General features: G+C 31.1%; 19 protein-coding genes. 12 read left to right on the forward strand and 7 right to left on the reverse strand.

Annotated elements, in window-relative coordinates:
• The first annotated feature begins 41 nt into the window (after positions 1-41).
• The 11 genes from LACAL_RS07870 to LACAL_RS07920 all read left to right on the forward strand — a co-directional run bounded on the left by LACAL_RS07870 (position 42) and on the right by LACAL_RS07920 (position 9,531).
• Positions 42-1,748 carry an ATP-binding protein gene (locus LACAL_RS07870; protein WP_013870193.1) on the forward strand — a complete coding sequence of 569 codons (1,707 nt, stop codon included), beginning with the start codon at positions 42-44 and terminating at the stop codon, positions 1,746-1,748.
• A gap of 215 nt (positions 1,749-1,963) precedes the next feature.
• Positions 1,964-2,545, forward strand: a complete 582-nt coding sequence (locus tag LACAL_RS07875; RefSeq protein WP_013870194.1) for a hypothetical protein — start codon at positions 1,964-1,966, stop codon at positions 2,543-2,545.
• A gap of 132 nt (positions 2,546-2,677) precedes the next feature.
• Positions 2,678-3,478 (forward strand): hypothetical protein, encoded by an 801-nt coding sequence (locus LACAL_RS07880; RefSeq protein WP_237700979.1) that lies wholly within the window; start codon positions 2,678-2,680, stop codon positions 3,476-3,478.
• Positions 3,479-3,642: 164 nt separating this feature from the next.
• A complete protein-coding gene (locus LACAL_RS07885) occupies positions 3,643-4,014 on the forward strand; it encodes a hypothetical protein (protein ID WP_237700980.1) in 372 nt (123 codons plus the stop codon).
• A 153-nt stretch (positions 4,015-4,167) separates the two neighbouring features.
• Positions 4,168-4,650: a hypothetical protein gene (locus LACAL_RS07890; protein ID WP_013870197.1), complete on the forward strand. Its 483-nt coding sequence runs from the start codon at positions 4,168-4,170 to the stop codon at positions 4,648-4,650.
• A gap of 215 nt (positions 4,651-4,865) precedes the next feature.
• Positions 4,866-5,564: a hypothetical protein gene (locus LACAL_RS07895; RefSeq protein WP_013870198.1), complete on the forward strand. Its 699-nt coding sequence runs from the start codon at positions 4,866-4,868 to the stop codon at positions 5,562-5,564.
• 160 nt (positions 5,565-5,724) lie between these two features.
• Positions 5,725-6,228 carry a hypothetical protein gene (locus LACAL_RS07900; RefSeq protein ID WP_041301390.1) on the forward strand — a complete coding sequence of 168 codons (504 nt, stop codon included), beginning with the start codon at positions 5,725-5,727 and terminating at the stop codon, positions 6,226-6,228.
• 164 nt (positions 6,229-6,392) lie between these two features.
• Positions 6,393-7,052 carry a hypothetical protein gene (locus tag LACAL_RS15020; protein ID WP_013870200.1) on the forward strand — a complete coding sequence of 220 codons (660 nt, stop codon included), beginning with the start codon at positions 6,393-6,395 and terminating at the stop codon, positions 7,050-7,052.
• A gap of 147 nt (positions 7,053-7,199) precedes the next feature.
• Positions 7,200-7,703 (forward strand): hypothetical protein, encoded by a 504-nt coding sequence (locus LACAL_RS07910; protein ID WP_013870201.1) that lies wholly within the window; start codon positions 7,200-7,202, stop codon positions 7,701-7,703.
• A gap of 349 nt (positions 7,704-8,052) precedes the next feature.
• On the forward strand, positions 8,053-8,625 hold the full coding sequence (locus tag LACAL_RS15560; protein ID WP_013870202.1) for a hypothetical protein: 573 nt from the start codon (positions 8,053-8,055) through the stop codon (positions 8,623-8,625).
• 159 nt (positions 8,626-8,784) lie between these two features.
• Positions 8,785-9,531, forward strand: a complete 747-nt coding sequence (locus tag LACAL_RS07920) for a hypothetical protein (protein WP_013870203.1) — start codon at positions 8,785-8,787, stop codon at positions 9,529-9,531.
• Positions 9,532-9,816: 285 nt separating this feature from the next.
• Here the strand turns inward: LACAL_RS07920 and LACAL_RS07925 are convergent, their stop codons facing one another.
• Positions 9,817-12,774: a DNA polymerase III subunit alpha gene (locus LACAL_RS07925; protein ID WP_013870204.1), complete on the reverse strand. Its 2,958-nt coding sequence runs from the start codon at positions 12,772-12,774 to the stop codon at positions 9,817-9,819.
• Entirely contained in the window at positions 12,774-13,988 is a 1,215-nt protein-coding gene (gene dinB / locus LACAL_RS07930; RefSeq protein ID WP_013870205.1) for a DNA polymerase IV, read from the reverse strand. Before dinB ends, LACAL_RS07925 begins: the two co-directional genes overlap by 1 nt.
• 52 nt (positions 13,989-14,040) lie before the next feature.
• On the opposite strand from dinB, the gene LACAL_RS07935 reads away from it, so the two are divergent.
• Positions 14,041-14,817: a LexA family transcriptional regulator gene (locus LACAL_RS07935; protein WP_013870206.1), complete on the forward strand. Its 777-nt coding sequence runs from the start codon at positions 14,041-14,043 to the stop codon at positions 14,815-14,817.
• 345 nt (positions 14,818-15,162) lie between these two features.
• On the opposite strand, the gene LACAL_RS07940 is transcribed toward LACAL_RS07935, so the two are convergent.
• The 5 genes from LACAL_RS07940 to LACAL_RS07960 all read right to left on the reverse strand — a co-directional run bounded on the left by LACAL_RS07940 (position 15,163) and on the right by LACAL_RS07960 (position 22,977).
• A complete protein-coding gene (locus tag LACAL_RS07940; RefSeq protein WP_013870207.1) occupies positions 15,163-16,140 on the reverse strand; it encodes a type I phosphomannose isomerase catalytic subunit in 978 nt (325 codons plus the stop codon).
• 11 nt (positions 16,141-16,151) lie between these two features.
• A complete protein-coding gene (locus LACAL_RS07945) occupies positions 16,152-17,276 on the reverse strand; it encodes a glycerate kinase (protein WP_013870208.1) in 1,125 nt (374 codons plus the stop codon).
• Between the two features lie 9 nt (positions 17,277-17,285).
• Positions 17,286-18,893, reverse strand: a complete 1,608-nt coding sequence (locus LACAL_RS07950; RefSeq protein WP_013870209.1) for a sodium:solute symporter — start codon at positions 18,891-18,893, stop codon at positions 17,286-17,288.
• 18 nt (positions 18,894-18,911) lie between these two features.
• Positions 18,912-20,216 carry a trehalase family glycosidase gene (locus LACAL_RS07955; protein WP_013870210.1) on the reverse strand — a complete coding sequence of 435 codons (1,305 nt, stop codon included), beginning with the start codon at positions 20,214-20,216 and terminating at the stop codon, positions 18,912-18,914.
• Positions 20,217-20,313: 97 nt separating this feature from the next.
• Positions 20,314-22,977: a TonB-dependent receptor gene (locus LACAL_RS07960; protein ID WP_013870211.1), complete on the reverse strand. Its 2,664-nt coding sequence runs from the start codon at positions 22,975-22,977 to the stop codon at positions 20,314-20,316.
• Positions 22,978-22,983: the final 6 nt, after the last annotated feature.

Raw genomic sequence — 22,983 nt, forward strand, 5'->3', positions numbered from 1 at the left:
CGTTGGGCACAATAAAAACCAAACCAATAAAAACATTACAAATGAGTGAACTTTTTGATTTTTTAAAGCCTGGATTAAGGGAAATTAGAAAAAGTATAAATGATATTGAAGATAGTTACAACAATGACTGGGACATTCTTGCAGAACTTTGTCAAAACTCTGTAGATGCTATTAGAAAAAAGAATCCGCCTAAAGGTTTAATTAGTTTGGAAATTGATTCTATTAATCGAAGTATCATAATACAAGATAATGGAATAGGTATAAATCCTGAGCGACTTCCAATTTTATTAGCACCATTTTCGACAGATAAAGAAAATGATGAGACAAGTATTGGAGAAAAAGGTGTTGGTTTAACCTTTGTTTTATTCTCTTGTAACGATTTTAAAATTACGAGTGGAACTGATATTGGATCGAAAACTGCTTTAATTAACGATGCTCACAGTTGGAAAAACAGCACTTCGAATAATAGTCTACAATTAACATTAAAAGATCCAGACACTTCACTTGATGGTACAAGAGTTGAGCTTAAAAAAATAAAAGAGTGTCCAATATTTAAACTTTCATTTGAACAACTACAATACGTGCTTAGAACAAAAACTGCGTTAGGAAATGCAAATCATTTGTGGGATGATAATGAACTGCAAATTGAGATAATGTTAAAACACAAAAACTTGAATGGCCAAGAAAATAATTGTGTGTTAAGTAATAAGTATTGGATGGTTTATGAATCTTTAGATAAACACTCTAAAATTGATTTGGACGATTTTATTGAATTTGCTAATGATGCCAACCGAACTGATCAAGATAAGAGAAGAAAGCTAAAAGATAAAGTAATATATAAAAAGGGAGAATTCAATCACTCTGGTAGAACTATCAAATACATAACTTGTTTTGTTCCTAAGCGAAAGGTTTGGGATGATTTGTCAATGGAATTTAATTTATGTACACAAGAGAATTTAGATGATGGTGATTGGATGGATGAACTTGGGTATGCAAAATTCTCTTCAGGAATATTTACTTCCGTCAAAGGAATGCCAACTGGAATTTCTATCGAACACCCAACAACAGGATATGCTGGTTATTGGTCAAACATATTTATACTTTTCGAGGATCAACATTTAAAGTTTGATATTGGCAGAAAATCTATCCACGGGATGATAAGTCGAATTTATAAGCAATATTCAAAAGAAATATTTAATGAATATTTAAAATATATAACGAAATATGTCTCTGGCGAAGTAACTAATAATAGTGAATGGGACAAAGAAGAAATATTTGCGGAAATTGACAAGTTGATAGATTTAAAAAATTCAAAATCAGAGTTTATTAAATCACCAAGAGATCAAGAAGCGAGTGTATCAGGAATATTCTATGAGTGTATAGGTAATGGAATTATTAAAGATATAAAACCATTGGTTTCTGGCTACAGAAATAAGTATGATCTATATGCAAAATGGGGAAACAAAAAATTAGTCATAGAAATTAAAGCAAGATTGAAAAACATCCTCAGAGATTTTAATGATGAACAGAAACTTTTTGATGAAATCGATGTTATAGTTTGTTGGAATGTAGGTGAAGAAGATGAGCAAGCTATGGCAAATAAAGGAATTAACTTAGAAGTAATCTCAAAGTCTTCTTTATCATCGACTAACAATAAACAAATTCCAAATTCGACACACGAGTTAATTTTATCAGGATTCACCAAGCCAATTTATGTCATTGATATGAAAATGATATTAGATGAATAATTACTGTGCCCAACAATGTTTATAAAACATAGCTACTATAGGTTTTACCAAAGGTTTTTGTGTATTTGCGAAGACCGCCAAATTTTTAAATTTGGTTTTTAGCAAAATAAAGATAAAAAGAAAAATTTAAAAATTCGGCTCGTGTATAATCCGAAACGAAAGTGTCTTTTTACACGCTACGTTTCATATACGGAGAAGTTAGCAACAATTTGAGAATGAACCTACGAAAACTATTCGGAATTAAACCAAAAGAGAAAAAACCATATGAGTTTGCTGACGTATTGCATTTGTGGGAAGATGACCATTTAATGATTGAATTACTACCAAAAGACAATTTAGAATTCATCAAAAAGGAGTCAAATAGAGTCAACGAATTTGGTAAAGAACATTTTGACGGTTACGGATTTACGGACATTACCGAAATTGGTGAAATACCGATAAAGACTATTGACAAAAAAATTGACTTTAAATCTGTTGCGGAAATCTTTGAGAAGAATGGAATGGAAAGAATTAAAGAAGTTGTTCATCAGAATGTTGGACATTTGACTGGAGAAAAAGTTCCGTTTGGTTTTGGCTCAAATAAGTTTGCTCTTTTACTGGACGAAGACAATGGAAAACTAAAATATATTTGGACGACTGGAAGAATAGAAAACGAAGAATTGGAAAAGAAGTTTAAAAATGGACTTTCTGAATTTGTAAAGACTTATGACTTTCTTGCTATAGACTGGTACAAATCCGAATCTTTTGACTTGCATTCTGAAAACGGAATTGAAGAATTTATAAAAAACAGTTGCTAACACCGTGTATAATTAATTGCTAGGTCACTGCCGACTTACGAAAATTCCGCTGGAATTTTCTATCTGTGATTAGTTTGCTAACTTAGTAGCTTAACCACGCAACTAACCATACACAAATACGTTACCTGCAATTTGAAAAAAACAATCTACATATCAATTTTACTGACTTTAGGAATTTGGAATTTTTCATTTTCCCAAAAAACTGAAGTGGAAAAATATTATGTAAGAGTTGACACATCTTTCGTTTCTGAATTGAAATTGGCTTATGAAACTTCAACCGAGGAATTAATAAAAACTCTGGAAGTTAAAAACGACAAACGTGAGGATTTAGGATTTGGATACCAATTAAAACAAAGCGGAAAAGGTCTTGGAAGTATGACCATTAATTATGAGATTTTGTACTATAAAAACGAAATTGTTTCCTATCGACTTACAACACGCATTCCTAATAAATCAAAGAGGCTAAAAAAACTTTACAAAGAAAAACTTTCTACTCTATTCAAAGTTGATGAAGATTATAAAGTGGAACCAATATATTTCGGAATTGAAAATGCTAATGAACCTTTAGCTGGAATTGAAAAACGGAATAGAGGCAATCTAAATGAAATAATGAGTCCTTTCTCTTCCATAATTTTCGGAACTTATTGTGGAGAAAGTATGACTTTAATGAATAACAGAAAGCTATTTGACAAAATCATCTCAATTGATAATTGCGAATATTTGCTTTACAGTAAAAATCCGGCAACTCGATTAATGGCAGTTGAATTTTATTATTGTAATCTGACTGAATTTAGTGACGTTCAGAAAAAATCGATTGACACTCGAATTGAGGAATTGAAACGAAAACCAATGCTTACAAGAACTTGTTCTGGCTGTATAATTGGCGTAAATATGACAGAAAAAATAATAACGGAATTAAAAAACTGCAGGTAACAACGTATATAATTTATTGCTAGTTCTAGCCTACTTACGAAAATCCTCGCGGATTTTCTATTCGGTTTTTATTTGCTAAATTACGTGCTAAACCACGCAACAAACCATATACAAACACGTTGTGCATAATTTAACCAAACAAAACCGTGAAAAAAATATTCATCTTGACTTTACTCTCATTTTTCGGTTGTAAAAACGAACCGATTTGCACTGTGAATGAAAATAACGCTGGAAAACAAATATATGATTTGGACGAAGCGACTTGTTTCATTGCATTGAAACTGAATAAGAAAAAATCGGACTTGAATTTGATTCGTAGTGCGCTAATTGCGGAAGAAAACTATATGAATAAAGTCGGACTGATTTCTGAAAATCCGAATCCAGAAAGCGAACCGGAATCTAATGCAGAAATGGATTTTAATGAAATGGTGGAATATGCTCTGAATGAGGAGAAAGTTGAATTAACAAAAGAAGAATTAATGGAAATCTATGATACCGAAGTAGAATATTTAATGTTTATCGGAGTCGTGGAATAAAAAACTATGCACAACACTGGCTATAATTCATTGCGGCGGAATTTCCTATCGGAAATTCCTATCTTACAGCAAAGTTTTGGTTTACGGCGGAATAATTCTGCCGAATCATTCCGCAACGAAACCATAGCCTAAACCGTTGTGCATAATACCGAAATGACGAACCACGAATTGACATTTAGTAAAATAAAAGAGCTTTTGGAATCTCATTTTCCTGATAGGATTTCAGAATTTGAAGACGGAACTCATCTCGCTCTGAATTCGGAAAACGAAGAAGAATCGTCAATTTGGATTGAATTTGATGAAGGCGGAATGTTGACAGTTGGATTCGGAATCGCACACAAACATTTTTATCCGAAAATTGATAATTTAAACGTAGGATTTGAGAAGTTTTTGCGATTTCTGACCTGTAAAAAAAGGAGAATAGATTATTACAAAGGAGAATTCCCATTTAAAAACGAGTATGAATTTGAGAATGAAAACGGAACTTGGGAAAAATATGGAACTTCCTTAACTTGGGCTTTTCCTTTTTGGAAAAAAACGATTAAAAAAACAACCAATCAAAACGGATTTATAGACTTTACGGAAATTGAATCTGAAATTGAAAAAATAAAAAGTACTATGCACAACACCGTATAAAAATAATTGCGGTTTAGTGCTAAAACAAAGGTTGTTGCGTGTTTGTAACGTCTGATTTTCCTTCGGAAAATCCTCGCACGCAAACCCGCAACTATTCTTATACAATCACGTTAGGCAACATTATGACAAACCTCCGTCAAATTTTCATAATTCTTTTTACAGTGCTATTTGCAAACTGTTCTGTAAAAAATAGCAGATACACTGACCTGCAAAAGATGAATTTAAATGGCAATGTTGAATCGATAAAATTTAGCCAGTTTCAAGCTGTGAAAAAAAATGGTCAAATTGAAAAACAACCTTTGCCAAAATTAGACTACATGGCATATGTTGATAATGAATACCATTTTAACAAAAAAGGTATGATAGAAGACCATATCCAATATATTTCTAACAGAATGACACATAAATACGTTTATGAATATGACAAAAATCTTTGTACGATATCAAAAAAATATTACAACCATTCTGGCGAATTAGTAAACGAATCATATTTCAAAAATGTGCTAAACGAAGAAGGTGAGATAGTCGAAGAGAAAGAATTTATGACTGGAAAGAACGTGGATAGCAATGTTATTCTGTCAACTTTCGTAAATAAAAACAAGGTCGAAAAAATAGATTATGTTGACGATATTATATTCGGAAAACAGAAATACAAATACAACGCGAATAATAACGTTATTGAAGAAAATGACCTATCAGAAGACGACCAAATTTTCTTTAAGGTTAAAACTTTTTATAACGATAAAGGAAATATCATCAAAACAGTAACAGTCGATGAGAAAGGAGATACTATTTCAATAGAAAACTATAAATATTTAAAATTTGATCATAAAGGTAATTGGACCGAAATGCTTTCAATAGGTAACGATAGTACGGAAATATTAATTGAAAGTAAAATAGTGTACCGAAAATAACGTTGCCTAACACTGGCTATACGCAATTGCTTAATTCTTACTCATCCGAAAATTTCTGCGAAATTTTCTAAGGTTTGGGTATATTTGAGAAGACAAGGCTGAGAAACGCAACTGACGCATAGCCTAAACCGTTGTGTATAATGCGGAAAAACCGTCTTGAATGAGAAAAATAATACTTCTTTTATTGTTTACGAATTCCATTTATGGACAGGATTCGGAATTAATTTCTGACGGAGAATTATGTAGACAAATTCAATCGGCAATGGAATATATTAAAGCTGACAACGAATTAAAAACTCGGAATTTTAGATTCGACTCTAAAATTGGCAACGGATGGAATTACGGAATGTATTTTTCGACAGAATATGTCGCTTTTCAACTTGACATAGAAAAAGAAAAAGTATTTGAGTTTGACAAAACGAAAACTTATCCGATTTATAAAAAACTAGAAAGCACCAAGCGCAAAAAAACGGAATTAAAATTAGATTGCGTGAAAAAAAAGAGGAAACCGAATGTTGAACTATCTAAACTCGATAAGGACAACCTATTGATTGATATTACAACAGATAGAGTTGGAAAAGAAGGTTCAAGCGGAACAGCATATTTATTCTTTTTTGACAATGGAAAAATCGCGAAAGTATTTAAAGAATATTGGATTGAATAAAAGCACTATACACAACAACGGCTATAGTTCATTGCGGCGGAATTTCCTCTCGGAAATTCCTGCGTATTTGCTAACTTTGGTTTACGGCGGAATAGTTCTGCCGAACCATTCCGCAACGAAACCATAGCCAAAACCGTTGCCACACATTTAAGAAAACACCGATATTGAAAGAATATAATTTAGAAAAATGGACTTGGACAGATGCTGATTTTGGAGAAATGGGTTGGCACGATTGCCCGATTTATGCTCTTAAATTTGATGACAAAGTAGTTCTTGATTTAGATTATATTTTAAAGTGGAACGAACCAAAAGTAAAAGGAATGTCTTATACGTTTTGGATTTCGCCAGCAACTCTGATTTTTGAAGATGTGAGTTTATTCAAAATGAATTTAATGACAGAATTTGTAAACGGAATGGAAATTCACGGAATTACAAAATCGAATGTTAAAAATTCAACGGAATGGATAATTGAAACGCAAGAAGGCGATATAACAATTCATTCAAAATCGTTTAAGCAGATTATAAGAAGAAAGCCAACACTTGAATTTGGTCAATATATTCCTGAAAATGAACGTGGAAATGAACATTTCTCAGAATTATCAGATAAAAATTATAGACATCCAAAAGAGATTTCAGACGAAAGAAAAGCTAAATTCAAACTATATGAATTAGCGAATGAAAGAGCTACATTAAAAATTGAACTTGAAAAGTTAAATCGTGACAAATACGAAACAAAGGAGTTTTTAATTATCAAAAGAGAGATTAATAGCAGAATAGAACAACTGAATGAAAAGCTAAACGGAACTTGGTTCGAAAGAATATAAAAAAACGTGTGGCAACAACGTGTATAACCAATTGCTTGGTTCTAGCCTACTTGGAAATTCCTAACGGAATTTCCTCTGGTTCGTTTTCTTTTGTTAACTTAGTTCCAGACAACGCAACTAGCCATACACAAAACCGTTGTACACCATATGAAAAACGCATTCGTAATCATATTAATCTTAATTGGATTTTTAGCATTTGGACAAGAAAAAAACCTTGACCGAATTGATAACGAAGTGAAATCTATAGAATCGGACTCAACTCTTGTGGAAAAGGAATTTGATTGGGTGGAACTGACTGGAATTACTACAGATGGTGGCGGAATTTTAAAAGTATGGCGGAATGAAAAACAGATTTGCAAAATAATTGAGGAAATCGGACTTTCTTACGGTCGAATAAGGACAGTTATTTACCTGAATAATGGAATACCAATTAAAATAATAGAAACGGAGGAAAACTTTGGTCACGATAATGGAGAGCTGAATTTCAAAGTACTGAACGAAGTTTTCAGAGCAACTATTTACGTGTTTGATTGGGAAAATGACGAGAGTAAAATAGAACGGACAGGAAAGAGAGTTTTAAGTGAAGGTTCGTGTTCAACATTTGATTATGAACCGACAATTGAACGTGCTAAAAAAGCAACAACGGAATGAAAAAAATACGGTGTACAACAATGTATAACCGCAATTACGGCGGATTCGACTACATCCGAATCCACTCGGAATTGCTAACGTTAGTGCTAAACCGAAAATAATCGCTAATTTAACCCGTAACTGACGGTTATACGAGACCGTTATTGTTAATGCTGCGCTACGCTTGCATTAACAATAACCCGACGAGGGCTTCGCCCGAGTTATTGCTCACCGCAGTAGCTTCGCTACGCACTGAACAATAACTCTGGTTATAAGTTATTTTAAACTTACAGATATTTCCAATATCTTACAGTTCAAAACAACTCATAACCCTCGTCGGGTTGTAGTGCATTTGACAAACAAAAACCGAATGAAAAAAATTCTGATTTTAATTTTAGTTGTTAGTGTCTTTAGTTGTAAAAACAAAAGTCGGAAATATGAATCAAACGAATCATACTATTCGACTTATGATTATGAGGAAGATGGTTATACGGACGGAACATATTGCGCTGAAATCGAATATTACTACTACAAAACAGGAACTCGTTCAACTTATACCTTAGAAGTGGAAATTGAGGATAATGAATTAACTGTTATTCATTGGCCTAATGGCGGATGGTTGGACGATAGCCATTTCTATCCGCCAGATATAAGTGACGGATATGCGGAATTTGAAAGTGACAGAGGAGTTGAATATACTGTGGAAATTATCGGAGAGGAAGGAGATTGTTATATATCAAATTATGCACCAAGCGAAAGTTCTTTTGTAAACGAAGAGGAAAACCAAATTTGTCCAAGGTGTGGAGACTCTAAATATTCATACGATGATTATTGCGATAGTTGTACTGATGAATTAGAAAACACTTGTTCAAATTGTGGTGCGTACGAATATGGAGTTTATGGTGGACTTTGTTCAAGTTGTCAAGAAGATAATGATTGGTAAAAAACGCACTACAACAATGTATAACCGCAATTACGGCGGATTCGACTACGTCCGAATCCACTCGGAATTGCGAAAGCCTGTGCTAAATCGAAAATTAACGCATATTAACCCGTAACTGACGGTTATACGATACCGTTGGCAAACATTTGAAAATAAATTATGGAGAAACCAGTATTTGACCTTTTAGTAAAAATTAGCAAAGACAGATACTTTGATTATGAGGACAAATCAAGAACAAATAATAGAGACAAAGCAATTGAACGAAGTGAAAAATATAGACAGTTAGAGTATTTGCAAAGTCAAGGTTTTATTTCCAGAACAAAAGACATTTTTATAATTACAGAATACGGATACGTTGTAGCACAATATGAAAGTTGGTCTGAATATATAAATCATCAAAAAGAATTATTAGACCGAAAAGTAAAAAAGGAAAATCTTGATTTAAAAATATCTGATTTTCAAGTTCGGACTAAATACTTGCCTTATATAATTTCATTAATAAGTATTGTATTATCAATTATCGCTCTTTCAAATCAATTCAAAAAGGAGAATAAAACAGAAGAACAAGTCTCAAACTCAACTTTATTGACTTCCGAAAAACAAGTCAAAAATTCAATTAATAATGGAATATGGATTAGTACAAAAGATTCATTATCATCTGTTGAAATAAATGGAAATAATTGGACTTTTAAATATGTAAATGAAAAAACGGATTTAGATGACCATTATGAATATTTGATTACTGAAAGTGTTTTAAACAAACAAAATGAAATAATTGATGGTAGTTTAGTTTTAACAAACAAATCTGACACACTCAAATACGGAATTGACTATATCTCTGAAAAAAATATGACTCTGATATTTTTACCAAGAGGTAATTTTCATTATTATGAGAGGAAAGAATAAAAAACGATTTGCCAACAAAGAACTGAGTTAAAAAAACTAAGCAGAATTTTAATCGGAATAAGAAATAAAAAAAAATATATTTAAGTTTAAAGCGCTTATTTTCAAGTGAATAATAAGAGGGGAAGCTAAACGTGACCTCTAAAAAAACTAACGCACAACAATATCTGTATTTTATTTCTAGTTTCGATTTTGTTTACTAATATTTCTGCAGAATATTTTCTTCTGTTTTAATGGATAAATTGGATATTTGAAACGCAATAAACAATATGCCAATGTTGGTGATAATTAAGTGTTTCTTGGATCCTTTATAACACCCATTTTCCTGCTTCTAATTACACTCATGCTACAAAAATCAAACCTATTCGTTATTTTTCCAAAACAGGCATAAACTCCTAGACCATTTATTGGAAATTTATCTACTACACTACTAAAATGCACTGCATCAAAATAATTACCTTCTTTATCTATAAATGTGCTTAAACGCATTAGCTCACCTTTTGATGTGTTGTTATAACGAGTAGTTACTAAACTACCATATATTAAAACATTTTTGCCTACATAGTTTTTCATTTTAAGAGCAAGAATTCCATTATCTGTATTTTCATTTACTAAATTAAAGTAATCACATAATGGAAATCCTAATAACTCCATTTCATCATATGCGTTTTCAATCCAACTTACATTTAACTTAGGTAAATTAAATTTTTTGTGTTCTGATATAAAAAGTTTTGATTGTGAGTTATAATCGCGCTTTGCATTTAATTTAAATATTGAATGCCATAACAATTCTACTTTAGATTTACCAGTAAACTTAAATGCGTCAATTCTAATTAAAATAGTTAGTTGCTCGATAGTAATTGTTAATCTGTCAATAAAGTTATCTAAAGATGTAAAGTCGCCATTTAATTGTCTCTCTGATAGTATACGCTTAATAGTGAATAGTTCTAAATTTTTTAAATATCCAAATCCTAAATAAATGGTCTTTCCTATTAATTTATTTGGATGATCACTTTTATTAATACATGGAGCACAAATTTTAGCACCTTGTTTTCTAGCTTCATGGAAATAATGTTCTGCACTATAAAATCCGCCACCATTATTTAATACGGCAGTCATAAACTCTAATGGGTAATAACATTTTAAATAAAGGCTTTGATAACTTTCTACTGCATAAGAAGCAGAATGTCCTTTTGCAAAAGCATAACCAGCAAAACTTTTAATTTGATTCCAAACATCAGTTATTAGTTTTTCATCAAAACCTTTATTTCTACAATTTTTATAAAATTTCTCTTCTACAGCCTCAAATTCTTTTTTAGACCTATACTTACCACTCATTCCTCTTCTTAAAACATCTGCTTCTCCTAGTGTTAAACCGGCAAATTGATTTGCTACTTTCAATACATCTTCTTGATATACCATTACACCATAAGTTTCTGGCATAATTTTATACAATATTGGATGTGCTTCTTTTCTTTTTTCTGGATATCTATGTCGTTTTATAAACTCTTCTTTCATTCCTGAGCCTGAAACTCCTGGTCTAATTATAGAGCTTGCTGCGACTAATTCAATATAATTTTGAGTTTGCAATTGTTGCATTAATCCACGCATAGCTGGTGACTCTACATAATAAGCACCTATTGCGCCTCCCGATTTTAATAAATTATTAATTTTTGGATCTTTTTTAAAAGCTTCAATATTTGTTATATCAATTGGAGGAGAATCTGGTCTGTTCTCTGAAATAATTTCTAAAGCATCTTTTATTTTAGCTAATCCTCTTTGACCTAATATATCAAACTTGAAAATTCCAACATCTTCTGCAATATTCATGTCAAATTGTAGAGTTGGAAAGCCTTTAGGAGGTAAATTTGTAGCTGAATAATTGTGAATTGGCTTATCTAAAATTAATATTCCTGCCGAATGAACGCTTATATAATTTGGAAAACCTTCTATAAGTTTAGCGTATTTTATTACTAATTTTGAAAATTCATCTAATTTATAATAGTTGAAATTGTTTTTGCAAAGCTTATCTATTTCTTCTTTTGGCAAGCCAAACACTTTACCAATCTCTCTTACTGCTGCTCGATATTTAAATGTATTATATGTTGCTAACAATGCTGTATGTTTAAATCTTTTGAAAATATAAGCTGTAACATCATCACGGTCTTTCCAAGAAAAATCAATATCGAAATCAGGTGGTGAAGCTCTAAACGGATTTATAAATCTTTCAAAATATAAATCTAATTCAATGGGATCTACATCTGTAATTCCAATTATATAGGCAACAATACTATTTGCACCACTTCCTCTACCAATATGAAAATACCCTTTACTTTTTGCATACGATATAATATCATAATTTATTAGAAAAAAAGAAACAAACCGCATTGACTTGATAGTCTCTAATTCTTTATATAATCTCTCTTTTACCTTTTTACTTGGTGCCACATATCGTGTTGATATTTTTTCTTTACATAAACGCTCTAATAATTTAAAATCGTTTTCAAAAGAATCTGTATAAACCTTTAAATTCTGAGATTTACGCTCATTTCCAAAACCAAAATTAATGCTACACTGGTTTAATATGTTTTTTGTGTTTTGTAAAATAAAAGGAAATTCAACAAAAGCTTTTTCTAGTTCAACACTCGACAACATTTTATGTTGAATACTACATTCTTCAGTTTTTTCAAGTTTACTTAACAAAATATTGTTGTCAATTGCTCTTAAAAGCCTATGAGCATTAAAATCACCTTTATCTCTTATGGTAACTTGTTGAAGAAACACAAGATGTTGACTATGTTTTTTTAGTTGTGAAAACCTGAGTTTTTTTAAATCGTTTATGGAAACACCTATAAATTCATAAGGCTCAAAACATTTTTTGTTGAGTTGTAATACTTTTTCAAAAGGATAAATAATAAAAACATTCTCAAAATTAGGTGCTAAATCAGGTATCAACATTTTATGTTGAGAATGTTGAGACATAAAATCATTAAGTTCTTTAAATCCAACATTGTTTTTTGCTATGCCAACAAATTTTTGTTCTGCTCCGTTTCTAAAATCGATACCTACAACAGGTTTAATGTTTCTTAAATTAGCTTGATGAATAAAATTTAAACATGCAGATGTATTGTTAATATCAGAAAGGACAATAGAGTCGTAATTATTTTCTTTAGCTAAATCTAACAGGTCTAACTCAGAAAACGTTCCATATCTTAATGAGTAATATGTGTGACAGTTTAAATACATTATTGATTTCTATGTGCTAATAAAATTGGAGGTTCACCATTAAAAGGATTATTAAATCTACCAATGGTTTTTGCTCCCATTCCAGAAGCTCTCATTACACTTAATTCTCCATACTTATTTCTAATATTGTCCATAGCGTTGTACAGACTTAGCATTTCTTCTGTATCATCAAATAAGTTTATTTGATAATGACCTGTTACTATATCGCTTATCTTAACTCCAATTAACCTAATCAATAGTCTACGTTGATATAATTTCTCAAAAAGTTCAATTACTTTAGGTATTATAACATGGTCTGCACTAGAGTATGGTATCTTAACTTGTTTTGTGTATGTATTAAAATCTGAATATCTAATTTTTACACTTATAGTTCCTGCTAATTTATCTCCTTTTCTTAATTGAAAAGCTAGATTTTCAGCCATAGCAAATAGGGTAGTGCGAAGCTTTACAACATCTATAGTATCTTTCCCAAAAGTTCGTTCGGTTGATAATGATTTGCGCTCATAAAAAGGAACCAATGGCGGATTGTCAATTCCGTTTGCTCGCTTCCATATTGTTCTACCATTTTTACCTAATGCACTCGTCATCATTTCTAATGGCATTTGTTGTACAACCTTAATTTTATCTACACCTAATCCTCTTAAAGTTTGATATGTTTTTTCTCCAACAGAAGGTATTTTTCTAATAGATAACGGAGCTAAAAAATCTTTTTCGTAACCAGAATCTATTTGTAATTGATTATTTGGTTTAGCTTCACCTGTAGCTACTTTTGAAACAATTTTATTAGCCGAAAGTCCAAACGAAATGGGTAATCCTGTATTTTTTATAATTTGTTGTCTTAGCTCTGAAGCATATTTATAACAACCATAAAATTTATCCATACCAGATAAATCGACATAAAACTCATCTACACTAGCTTTTTCAAAAACTGGAGATTTTTCTTTAATTATTTCTGTGACTAAATGAGAATACTTGGTGTAAATTGATGCATTGCCTTTAATTACAATAGCTTCAGGACATAAGCGTCTAGCAACTTTCATAGACATTCCAGAATGCACTCCAAAAGTTCTAGTTTCATAACTACAAGCAGCAACAACGCCTCTGTCTCCTGTGCCACCAACCAATAGTGGTCTGTTTTTTAAACGACTATCAATTAAACGTTCACATGAGACAAAAAATGTATCTAAATCTAGGTGTAAAATATTTTTTTGCATGCTACAAAACTAGCTACATATTTTAGTAATTATTGCTTACATTTGTAGTATTATGAATTATATATCTAAAAACATAAAACACTTAAGAAATCTCAAAAAGCTATCTCAGGAAGGTTTAGCTGAAGAGTTAAATGTTACTAGGTCTAGAATTGGATCATACGAAGAGAATCGTTCATCACCTACAATTGAATTTTTAATTGCGTTTTCTGATTATTTTAAAATACCTATTGATATTTTATTACGTAATGACCTTACAAAAGCTAAAGACTTTTCATTTATAGAATTAAATAATCAACGTGTTTTATTTCCAATAACAGTTGATGATGCTAATGAAAATTTAATTGAAGTTGTTCCTGTTAAGGCTTCTGCTGGATATTTAGCAGGGTATGATGACCCTGAATATATTGAACAGCTTCAAAAAATAAAATTACCTTTTTTACCTACTGGAAAACATCGTGCATTTCCAATTAAAGGAGATTCTATGTTACCAATGAAAGATGGTTCGTTTGTAATTGGTCGTTTTATTGAAGATAGGAGTGAGATTACCACAGGAAAAACATACATTTTAGTTACTGCTAATGATGGTATGGTATATAAAAGAGTATTTAATAATATAGATTTAAACAACTCTTTGTTGCTAATGTCTGATAATAAGAAGTATCATGATTATAGTGTTCCTATAGAAGAGGTTTTAGAGATTTGGGAATTTACTTGTAGTATTAATACTCAGGAATACACACAAGAAGAATTAAAAATTAGTAGTATTCTTGAAATGTTTAATGAGTTGGGTGTTGAGTTGAAAGCTTTAGAAGGTTTAAAATTAGACTAATATTTATTGTTCTACAGGTGTTAATTTATATTTGAGTGTAAAATTCTTTTTATTCAATTCTGCTTACTCTTTTACAATAGCATTTTAATTTGTAATACCTATCTATAAATATGTAATACAAGTTAAAATTTTATGTAAATTTGAATAGAAAATAATTATAAATCAGAGTACACAATTTAGTACACGATTTTATTAAAATATAGCAAAATAGGAGGGTGAATAATGTTTTTTTTTAAACTCATAACCCGAAGGTCACTGGTTCGAGTCCAGTTCCCGCTACTAAGTAAAGATTCATAGGAATATGAAGCTTTTTTATTTTATAACATTTTTGATACTATTTAATTTCTACAAATAAACTTCAATTAATTTTCCAGAAGTAGCTTCTAAATTTATACTATTTATACAAGCCGGAATAATTATTGTTTGTCCAATGGTTAAATTGTATTCTTCGTTATTTTCTGCTGTTTTAAGTAGTGTATTTCCTTCAACACACATATATATTACAAACGAGTCGTAAATAGATAAATCTCTGTTTAAAAGACCTTCAATGTTTAGTATGTTGGTTTTAAAATATGGTGAATTTACTAATGGTTTTGGAATGTTTGTTTCTGTTTTATATTCTGCTTTATAATTTATATAAAAATTGTAATCTATTGCATCTAAAGCCAAATCTGTATGTAGCTCTCTTTTTTCACCCGTTTTTTTATCTACTCTATCATAATCATAAATACGATATGTTATATTAGAGGTTTGTTGTATTTCGGCTAATAAAACACCAGCGCCAATAGCATGAACTCTTCCGGTAGGAATATAAAAGGTATCTCCAGATTTTACTTTTTCAATATTTAAAATTTCTTTTAAAGTATTGTTTTTAAGGTGCTGTTTGTATTGCTCTTGTTTAATTTCTTTATTAAAACCAACTATTAGCTCTGCATCTTTTTCTGCTTGCATTACATACCACATTTCATTTTTCCCAAAGGAATTATGTCTTGCGTTTGCTAATTCATTACTTGGGTGTACTTGTATAGATAATGGTGTTTTGGCATCTATAAATTTAATTAGTAGCGGAAAATCATTACCAAAAGTGTTGTATACTTTTTCACCAACAAAGTCTGCTTTAAAAGTATTAATTAACTCTTTTAAAGTCTTTCCTTTTAAATTGCCATTACTTACTAGGGTTTCATTATCCTTAACATCTGATATTTCCCAAGACTCACCAATACTTTCTTGAGAATATTTTTTGTTTAAAACAGTTTTTAGTTTGTCTCCACCCCAAATTCTATAGCTATATACTGGATTAAATATTAAAGGATATAATTTCATTTTTAAGCAATTTACTTTATTTGTTTAATGAAGTGTTTTGTAATTGTATTTAAATGAGTGTTTGCATTATTTATAGCATCATCTAAATTTTTTGCTTCATCAATAATTTGGGATGCATAACTAATTCCCATTGTGTTTAGGTCTCTTTCGGTTATATCTATGGCGCCACAAAAAGCAGCAACTTTAATGTTTTTTTTAACTGAAGCGTCTAAAATACCTTGAATAGTTTTGCCAGAAAGTGTCTGGTAATCTAATTTTCCTTCACCAGTAATAATCCAATCTGCATCTAAAATTTGATTGTCAAAATTAGATAATTTTTTAATTAATTTATTACCGCTTTCAAGATTTCCTTTTAAAAATATTTTTGATGCAATTCCCATGCCTCCAGCAGCACCAGCGCCAGAAACACTTTGTGGATTAATATTAAATACCTTTGTTATTAATTTTGAAAAATCTTTAAGGCCTTGATCTAATAATAAAATATCAGTTTGGTTTGCACCTTTTTGTGCAGCGTAAACATGTGCGGCTCCATTTTCTCCATGTAAAGGATTGGTAACATCGCAAGCAATTTGAAATTCAACATCAAATATTTTAGTGTTTACTTTGCTAATATCTATTGATTTAATTTTAGATAAATTAGCACCAATGGGATTTACTGTTTTGTTTTTATTATCTAAAAATCTATAGCCTAAAGCAGTAGCCATACCAATACCGCAGTCGTTAGTAGCGCTACCTCCAATGCCTAAAATAATTTTTTTTGCGCCTTTATTTATAGCATCTAAAATAAGTTCTCCTGTACCAAAAGAAGTAGCGTTTTTGCAATCTATTTCGGCTGGTTTTAATAATTTTAAACCAGAAGCTTCTGCCATTTCTATAAATGCGGTTTGAGAATTTACAGCATATAAGTAAGATGCTTTTGTAGCAGCGAATAATGGATTACAGACAGTTACAAAAATTTTTATACCATGTAAATAATAATTAATAATATCTATTGTACCATCGCCACCATCTGCTAAAGGGAGTTTTACAATATTGGTTGCCGGTAAATTTAATTTTATTTGTTTTTCAACTATATCGCAAAACTCTAAACTTGTTAGAGAATTTTTAAATTTATCTGGAGCAATTACAATTTTCATATTTCTAATTTAATTTAAAGCTTCACCAATAAAAATGGCAAATATTACTATTAATAAAAAATAAGATAATAATATAGCAACTTCTTTTTTACCAGCTTTATAAATAGAAATATTTAATCCTGGTTTTAATTCTTTTTTTACAACACGGCTAACTACTAATGCTATAATAATAGTAATTAAACAACCAATAACATTCCACCAAAACCAAAAAATACTAGGGACATAAAGCCATAAATATATATTAAACAATACACCGGCAACAATACCTAAGTTAGCACCTAATGCATGTGTTTTTTTAGTTAAAATAGCTAATATAAAAGCTGCTAATATTGGGCCATAAAATACAGAGCTAACTTTGTTTATTACCTCTATAACTGTGCCTTCTATACTACCTGCAAAAAAGGCAAAAAATAAGCATACTAATCCCCAAAAAACAGAAAGAAGTCTTGAGTATTTTACATATTTTTTATCTGGTAAATCTGGTTTAAAACGTTTAATAAAATCTTCTAAAGTTACTGCAGATAGCGAGTTAACTGTAGAACTTAAAGATGACATTGCTGCAGACATAATTGCTACAATTAAAATACCAATAACACCATTAGGTAAATATTTTATTATAAAAACAGGTACCATTAAATCGGCTTTTTTTCCTTCTAAACTAGTAATGTTAGATTGGTAAACCGAATTTAAAAGCTCTTGGAAACTAGCATCCTGAAGTATTAAAGTTCCTAACACTAAGCCCATTATACAGTAGGTTAATGTTATTGGAAACCTAAACAAACCATTTGCTAATAGCAGTTTTTTAATTGTGGGTAATCCTTTAGCAGATAATAAGCGCTGTGATTGTGTTTGGTCTGTACCATAATAAGAAGCATATAAAAAGAAACCGCCAATAACCATTGGCCAAAAGCCAAACTCATCGTTTTTATCGGCATTATTAAATCCCCATTTTGAAAAATCTACAGCTGTTAATCTGTCTTTATCAACAAGGTTTATAAAATTATCATAACCACCTAATTCACTTAAACCGTAAAATAGACAAATAACTATACCAAAAAACAGTATGCACATTTGTATTACATCTCCCCAAATTACAGCTTTCATACCACCTTGAAATGAATATATCATGGTAATAACTCCAATAATTAATATTGAAATCCAAAATTCTATACCAATTGTAGCTTGTAAAATTAAAGCCATTGTGTAAACCATTACACCAGTTGCAACAGAACGACTTATTTGAAACACAAAGCTTATTAATAATCTTGATGACGCATCGAAACGGCGTTCTAAAAACTCGTAAACACTTACAATTCCAGACTTATATAAAGTAGGAATTATAGCAATTAATAGAAAAGCCATAGCTAATGGCACACCAAACTCATAAGTTAACCACTGTAATCCTCCACCATCTTTTAGTCCTACAAATGCTGGAGCTGAAATAAAACTTATGGCAGAAAGTTGTGTTGCCATAGTTGATAAGCTTAATGGAAACCAACCCATAGACTGACCACCTAAAAAATAATCTTTAGAGTTCTTATTTTCTTTAAAAAAGTAACCGATCCCTAAAAAACCTATTAGGTATAAAATTATAATGATATAGTCTATGTAATTCATTTGTAGTTGGTTGTTTATTTAGTCGTTTAATAAATCTATTAATAATGCAGCACTCCATGAAAAGTTATGACCACCATAACCAGCTTTTCCATTATTATGTTCTTCTTTTCTCGAATCAAAATACTCATAAAAACCATTTTTTTCTATAATTTCTATAGTGTCTTTTTTCATTCGTTTTGCTAAATCGTTAAAACCATTTTGTTTTAAACCATGGTATAGCATCCAGTTTAAATTAACCCAAACTGGACCTCTCCAATATTTTTTAGGGTTGAACCTTTCACTTGTAGGATCAAAAGAAGCACAAAGATATTGGTCTGGATTGCCAAATTTTTCCATCATAACATCAACCATTTTATTTGCAACCTCTTTACTAGGTAAATTTGCAAAAAGAGGAGAGAAAGAAGAAGATGATACGTGCTTTAATAATTTTTCATTTCTTAAATCGTAATGCACGTAAACACCTAATTCTGAATCGTAAAGTTTGCTATTAATTGATTCTGTACCTTTTTTCTGCCATTTTTGAAGTTGCTTAATTTTATCTTCATTATTGCCAATTATACTATATAAATCTATTAAACTTTGATTAGATTTTAATAGCACAGCATTAAATAATGGGTCTTGAACTAAAAATGGAGAAAGTTCGGCTATTTTTTGATCGTTATAATTGTTTTGTTTTGCAATTTCTATAATATGTAAATAGTGGTCGTATTCTCTTTTAGAAGGTCTTTGAGCAGCATCAACATGTGTTGTGTCTCGTCTTTCAAAAGTATATTCTGGTGGATTCATGGTGTCCCAAATGTCATCCCAAATAGGAGAGTTGTCTGTACCAGACTCCCAATTATGGTAGATGTAAACTAAACCTTCATTTTGAGGATCGCGCTGGCTGTAAAAGTATTCGTGGTTTTTGTAAACTTTATCTATTACGCTTTCAATAAATTTAAGTGTAGCTTTTTTGTCTTTACTAATACGGTATAAATCCTGTAATACAAATCCTGTTACAGGTGGCTGAGTCATTCCTGTAGATTTATATTTTTTTGATGATTGCGGATGTAAATCTGAACGGTGAAAATCTGGTCCAGGAAAATACGAATCACTTTCTGTATGAAAAATAATATGAGGTATAAAGCCATTGCTCCATTGCGCATCAAGTAATGTTTCTATTTCTTTTTCTGCTTTAGGCATATCAAAATGTGCAAACCCAATTGCAATTAATCCTGAGTCCCAAAACCATTGAAATGGATATAGCTTTTCGCATGGTATGCTAAATTTATCTTTCCAGTTATTGTTTAATACTGTAATAGCGTTTTTTTGTAAATCCTTCATATAATAAAGATTGTTTTTTTTTTGAAAAAATAACCCATCACTTTACTTAGCTAAAAGTGATGAGTTATATGACTAATTGAATATTGAATTATAAAAATTAAAAGTTGAAAGTAGCTGTTAAAAATAAACGTCTTGGTAAAATTGGACGTCCAACAAAAAAGTCTCCATCTGCAGACTGTCCTGCAATTCCAGCTCTTGGATTACCTTCTGTAATTCCAGAACTATCAAATAAATTAAAGACAGATACACCAAAACGTAAAGCTGTTTCTTCGTTTGTTTTAAATGTGTAACCAGCACCTAATCTTGCAATTGTAATAGCATCTAATTCTACATTATTTGTATCGTCTGTAAACTTTTTACCTGTATGATTTACAGAGAAGTTTGCATCAAATACTTTGTTGTCAAAATTAATTCCTAGGTTCCCTAATACATTAGGTTGTCTAGCTATTTCATTACCTTCATTAATAGTACTTGTAGTGCCATTAACTAAATCTTCGGTTTGATTAGTTGTAATCTCATGATTTTGATATGTTAAAGTAGCAGTAGCATTTAAATAGTCTGTAAATTTATATTTAGCAGTTGCCTCAAGACCTAAAGTTTGTGTAGATTGTTCGCTCCTAGCTTGGTCAACTAACTGTCCTCCAGAAATGGCTTGGTCTATTCTAATACGATCACTTAATCCTACATAGTATGCTGCAACAGATCCAGAGAATTTTGAGGTTCCAAATTTGGCACCAATTTCACCTTGTATAATTGTTTCGGCTTCATAATTAGTGTCTCTTATTCCTGGTGTTGGACTAAAGCCACGTTGTTGTGGGAAAAAGTATCCTTTAGAGAAGTTTGCGTATAGGTTTGTAGCGTCTGTTAATTTATATAATCCGGCCAGAGATATTGCCCAATCTGTATCTTTTATTTCACCTGTTGTAAAAGTGCCATCGGCAAATTGTACGTTTTGTAAGCTAGTTGTTAACTCGGTATCCTCATAAACCTGAGACTCTTCAATATTACCTCTTCTAAATGTACCTGTTGTAGATTCTATACGAAAACCCACATCAAAACGCCATCTATCAAAAACCATTTCATCTGTAAAATAAAAGGCAGTCCTGCTTTGTGTTAGGTAGTTATTTGCTGTCATACCTATTCTGTTGTATAAACCTCCTTCAGAATATATAACATTATTTCCACCAGCATCTGTATAACTTAAGTTTACAAGTTGTGGATTATTATTGAATTCTGAAAGTACTCTGTATTGGTAGTTAACATCTTCGGCTTCTGTTCTTGCTAAAAAAGTTCCGGCAGTATAAGTGTGAATGCCGTTATCTGATTTTAAAATGAAACTTGCTTCACCAGAATAATCTGTCATAGGTCTCAACCTATCTACATGTAAATTTTCTATAACTAAATCGTTACCGTTAATTTGGTTGCCTGCGCCACCTTGATATGTTGCATTGAATGCAGTATTGTTTGGCGCTACTGCAGCAACATAGTCATTAAGAGTAATTGGGTTGCCGTAATCACCACTACCACCAACGTACAGTGCAAAATTGTGCTGGTAGCTGGCATATTTAACTTTAGATTTAAATCTTAAATTGTCGTTTAAATTATAATTAAAATCTGCTAAAACATAACCACCTTTTGTGTAAACACCATCTTCAATTGGGCTTTCGTAAACGCCACCAGGAGTTAAAAATGAAGTGTTTGCTAATTCTCCAGATAATAATTGATTTACTTCTTCACCATCATTACCATTTAGTCTTTCTCTTGAATTTCCATCAAGCGGTAATGGTAAATAAAATTGTGCCTTATCATTAATATATTGACCATGAACTGTAAAGGATCCATTCTCAAATTTTTGTTTTATGTTTCCTCTAAATTGTGCTCCTTTAGTTGTTAAACCTGTTTCTATTGGTCCATCATCTTTTCTTACAAAACCTGTAAATGCATAGTATGTATTAGAGTCTTCACTACCTAATTGACCACCGGTATAGAAATCGGTTTTTAGTCTTCCATTATTTCCCCATTCAACATTTATTAAATTTTCGTCGTTAGAATCTCCTGTTTTACTTGTGTAGTTAATAATACCAGCAACAGATCCGGCTCCATATAATACAGCAGATCCGCCACGTACAAATTCTACACCTTTAAATCCAACGTCTGGTCTTGCATAAACATCATGAGCAGATGAGTTTAAACCAAACGTACTCATAAGTGGCATACCGTCGTATTGTAAAGGATTAAATACATACTGTCCACCAGATGGTAAACCTCTTACAAAAAGATTGGTTGCCGTTTCACCACCACCACCTTCGGCAGTAATACCAGGAACATCTCTTAAAATATCTGCTTGGCTATTAGCAGAAAGTCTAGTGATTTCTTTAATACCTTTAGAGCTAATAGATAAAGGAGCTTCTTTTTGTGACCTAAATGTAGAAGATGCTGTAAGTACAATCTCTTCTAAATTGTTTCCTTCTTGCAAAACTATATTAAGTGTAATTGGAGTTCCTGTTAATTCAATATTTTGAGTATAGGTTGTGTACCCAATATAAGATACTTGTAATTGTTGTGTTCCTGTTAGATTTGTAGTAAAAGTGAAATTTCCATCAAAATCTGATGAAGCTCCAGAATTACTGTCTAAAATAATAACATTCGCTCCAGGAATAACAAACCCAGCATTATCTTTAACTGTACCAGAAATTTCGGTTTGCGAAAATGTTGCGGATAAGCTAAAAAGACATAAAATTAAGATAGTTAGTTTTCTCATATTATT

Source organism: Lacinutrix sp. 5H-3-7-4 (assembly GCF_000211855.2).
Lineage (GTDB): Bacteria > Bacteroidota > Bacteroidia > Flavobacteriales > Flavobacteriaceae > Lacinutrix.

What these genes read in the sequence shown, in the direction of transcription:
- LACAL_RS07870 (WP_013870193.1), top strand. Translation starts at nt 42, where the DNA reads ATGAGTGAACTTTTTGATTTTTTAAAGCCTGGATTAAGGGAAATTAGA.
- LACAL_RS07875 (WP_013870194.1), top strand. Translation starts at nt 1,964, where the DNA reads ATGAACCTACGAAAACTATTCGGAATTAAACCAAAAGAGAAAAAACCA.
- LACAL_RS07910 (WP_013870201.1), top strand. Translation starts at nt 7,200, where the DNA reads ATGAAAAACGCATTCGTAATCATATTAATCTTAATTGGATTTTTAGCA.
- LACAL_RS15560 (WP_013870202.1), top strand. Translation starts at nt 8,053, where the DNA reads ATGAAAAAAATTCTGATTTTAATTTTAGTTGTTAGTGTCTTTAGTTGT.
- dinB (WP_013870205.1), bottom strand. Translation starts at nt 13,988, where the DNA reads ATGCAAAAAAATATTTTACACCTAGATTTAGATACATTTTTTGTCTCA.
- LACAL_RS07935 (WP_013870206.1), top strand. Translation starts at nt 14,041, where the DNA reads ATGAATTATATATCTAAAAACATAAAACACTTAAGAAATCTCAAAAAG.
- LACAL_RS07945 (WP_013870208.1), bottom strand. Translation starts at nt 17,276, where the DNA reads ATGAAAATTGTAATTGCTCCAGATAAATTTAAAAATTCTCTAACAAGT.
- LACAL_RS07890 (WP_013870197.1), top strand. Translation starts at nt 4,168, where the DNA reads ATGACGAACCACGAATTGACATTTAGTAAAATAAAAGAGCTTTTGGAA.
- LACAL_RS07925 (WP_013870204.1), bottom strand. Translation starts at nt 12,774, where the DNA reads ATGTATTTAAACTGTCACACATATTACTCATTAAGATATGGAACGTTT.
- LACAL_RS07950 (WP_013870209.1), bottom strand. Translation starts at nt 18,893, where the DNA reads ATGAATTACATAGACTATATCATTATAATTTTATACCTAATAGGTTTT.
- LACAL_RS07960 (WP_013870211.1), bottom strand. Translation starts at nt 22,977, where the DNA reads ATGAGAAAACTAACTATCTTAATTTTATGTCTTTTTAGCTTATCCGCA.
- LACAL_RS07895 (WP_013870198.1), top strand. Translation starts at nt 4,866, where the DNA reads ATGAATTTAAATGGCAATGTTGAATCGATAAAATTTAGCCAGTTTCAA.
- LACAL_RS07940 (WP_013870207.1), bottom strand. Translation starts at nt 16,140, where the DNA reads ATGAAATTATATCCTTTAATATTTAATCCAGTATATAGCTATAGAATT.
- LACAL_RS07900 (WP_041301390.1), top strand. Translation starts at nt 5,725, where the DNA reads ATGAGAAAAATAATACTTCTTTTATTGTTTACGAATTCCATTTATGGA.
- LACAL_RS07955 (WP_013870210.1), bottom strand. Translation starts at nt 20,216, where the DNA reads ATGAAGGATTTACAAAAAAACGCTATTACAGTATTAAACAATAACTGG.
- LACAL_RS07920 (WP_013870203.1), top strand. Translation starts at nt 8,785, where the DNA reads ATGGAGAAACCAGTATTTGACCTTTTAGTAAAAATTAGCAAAGACAGA.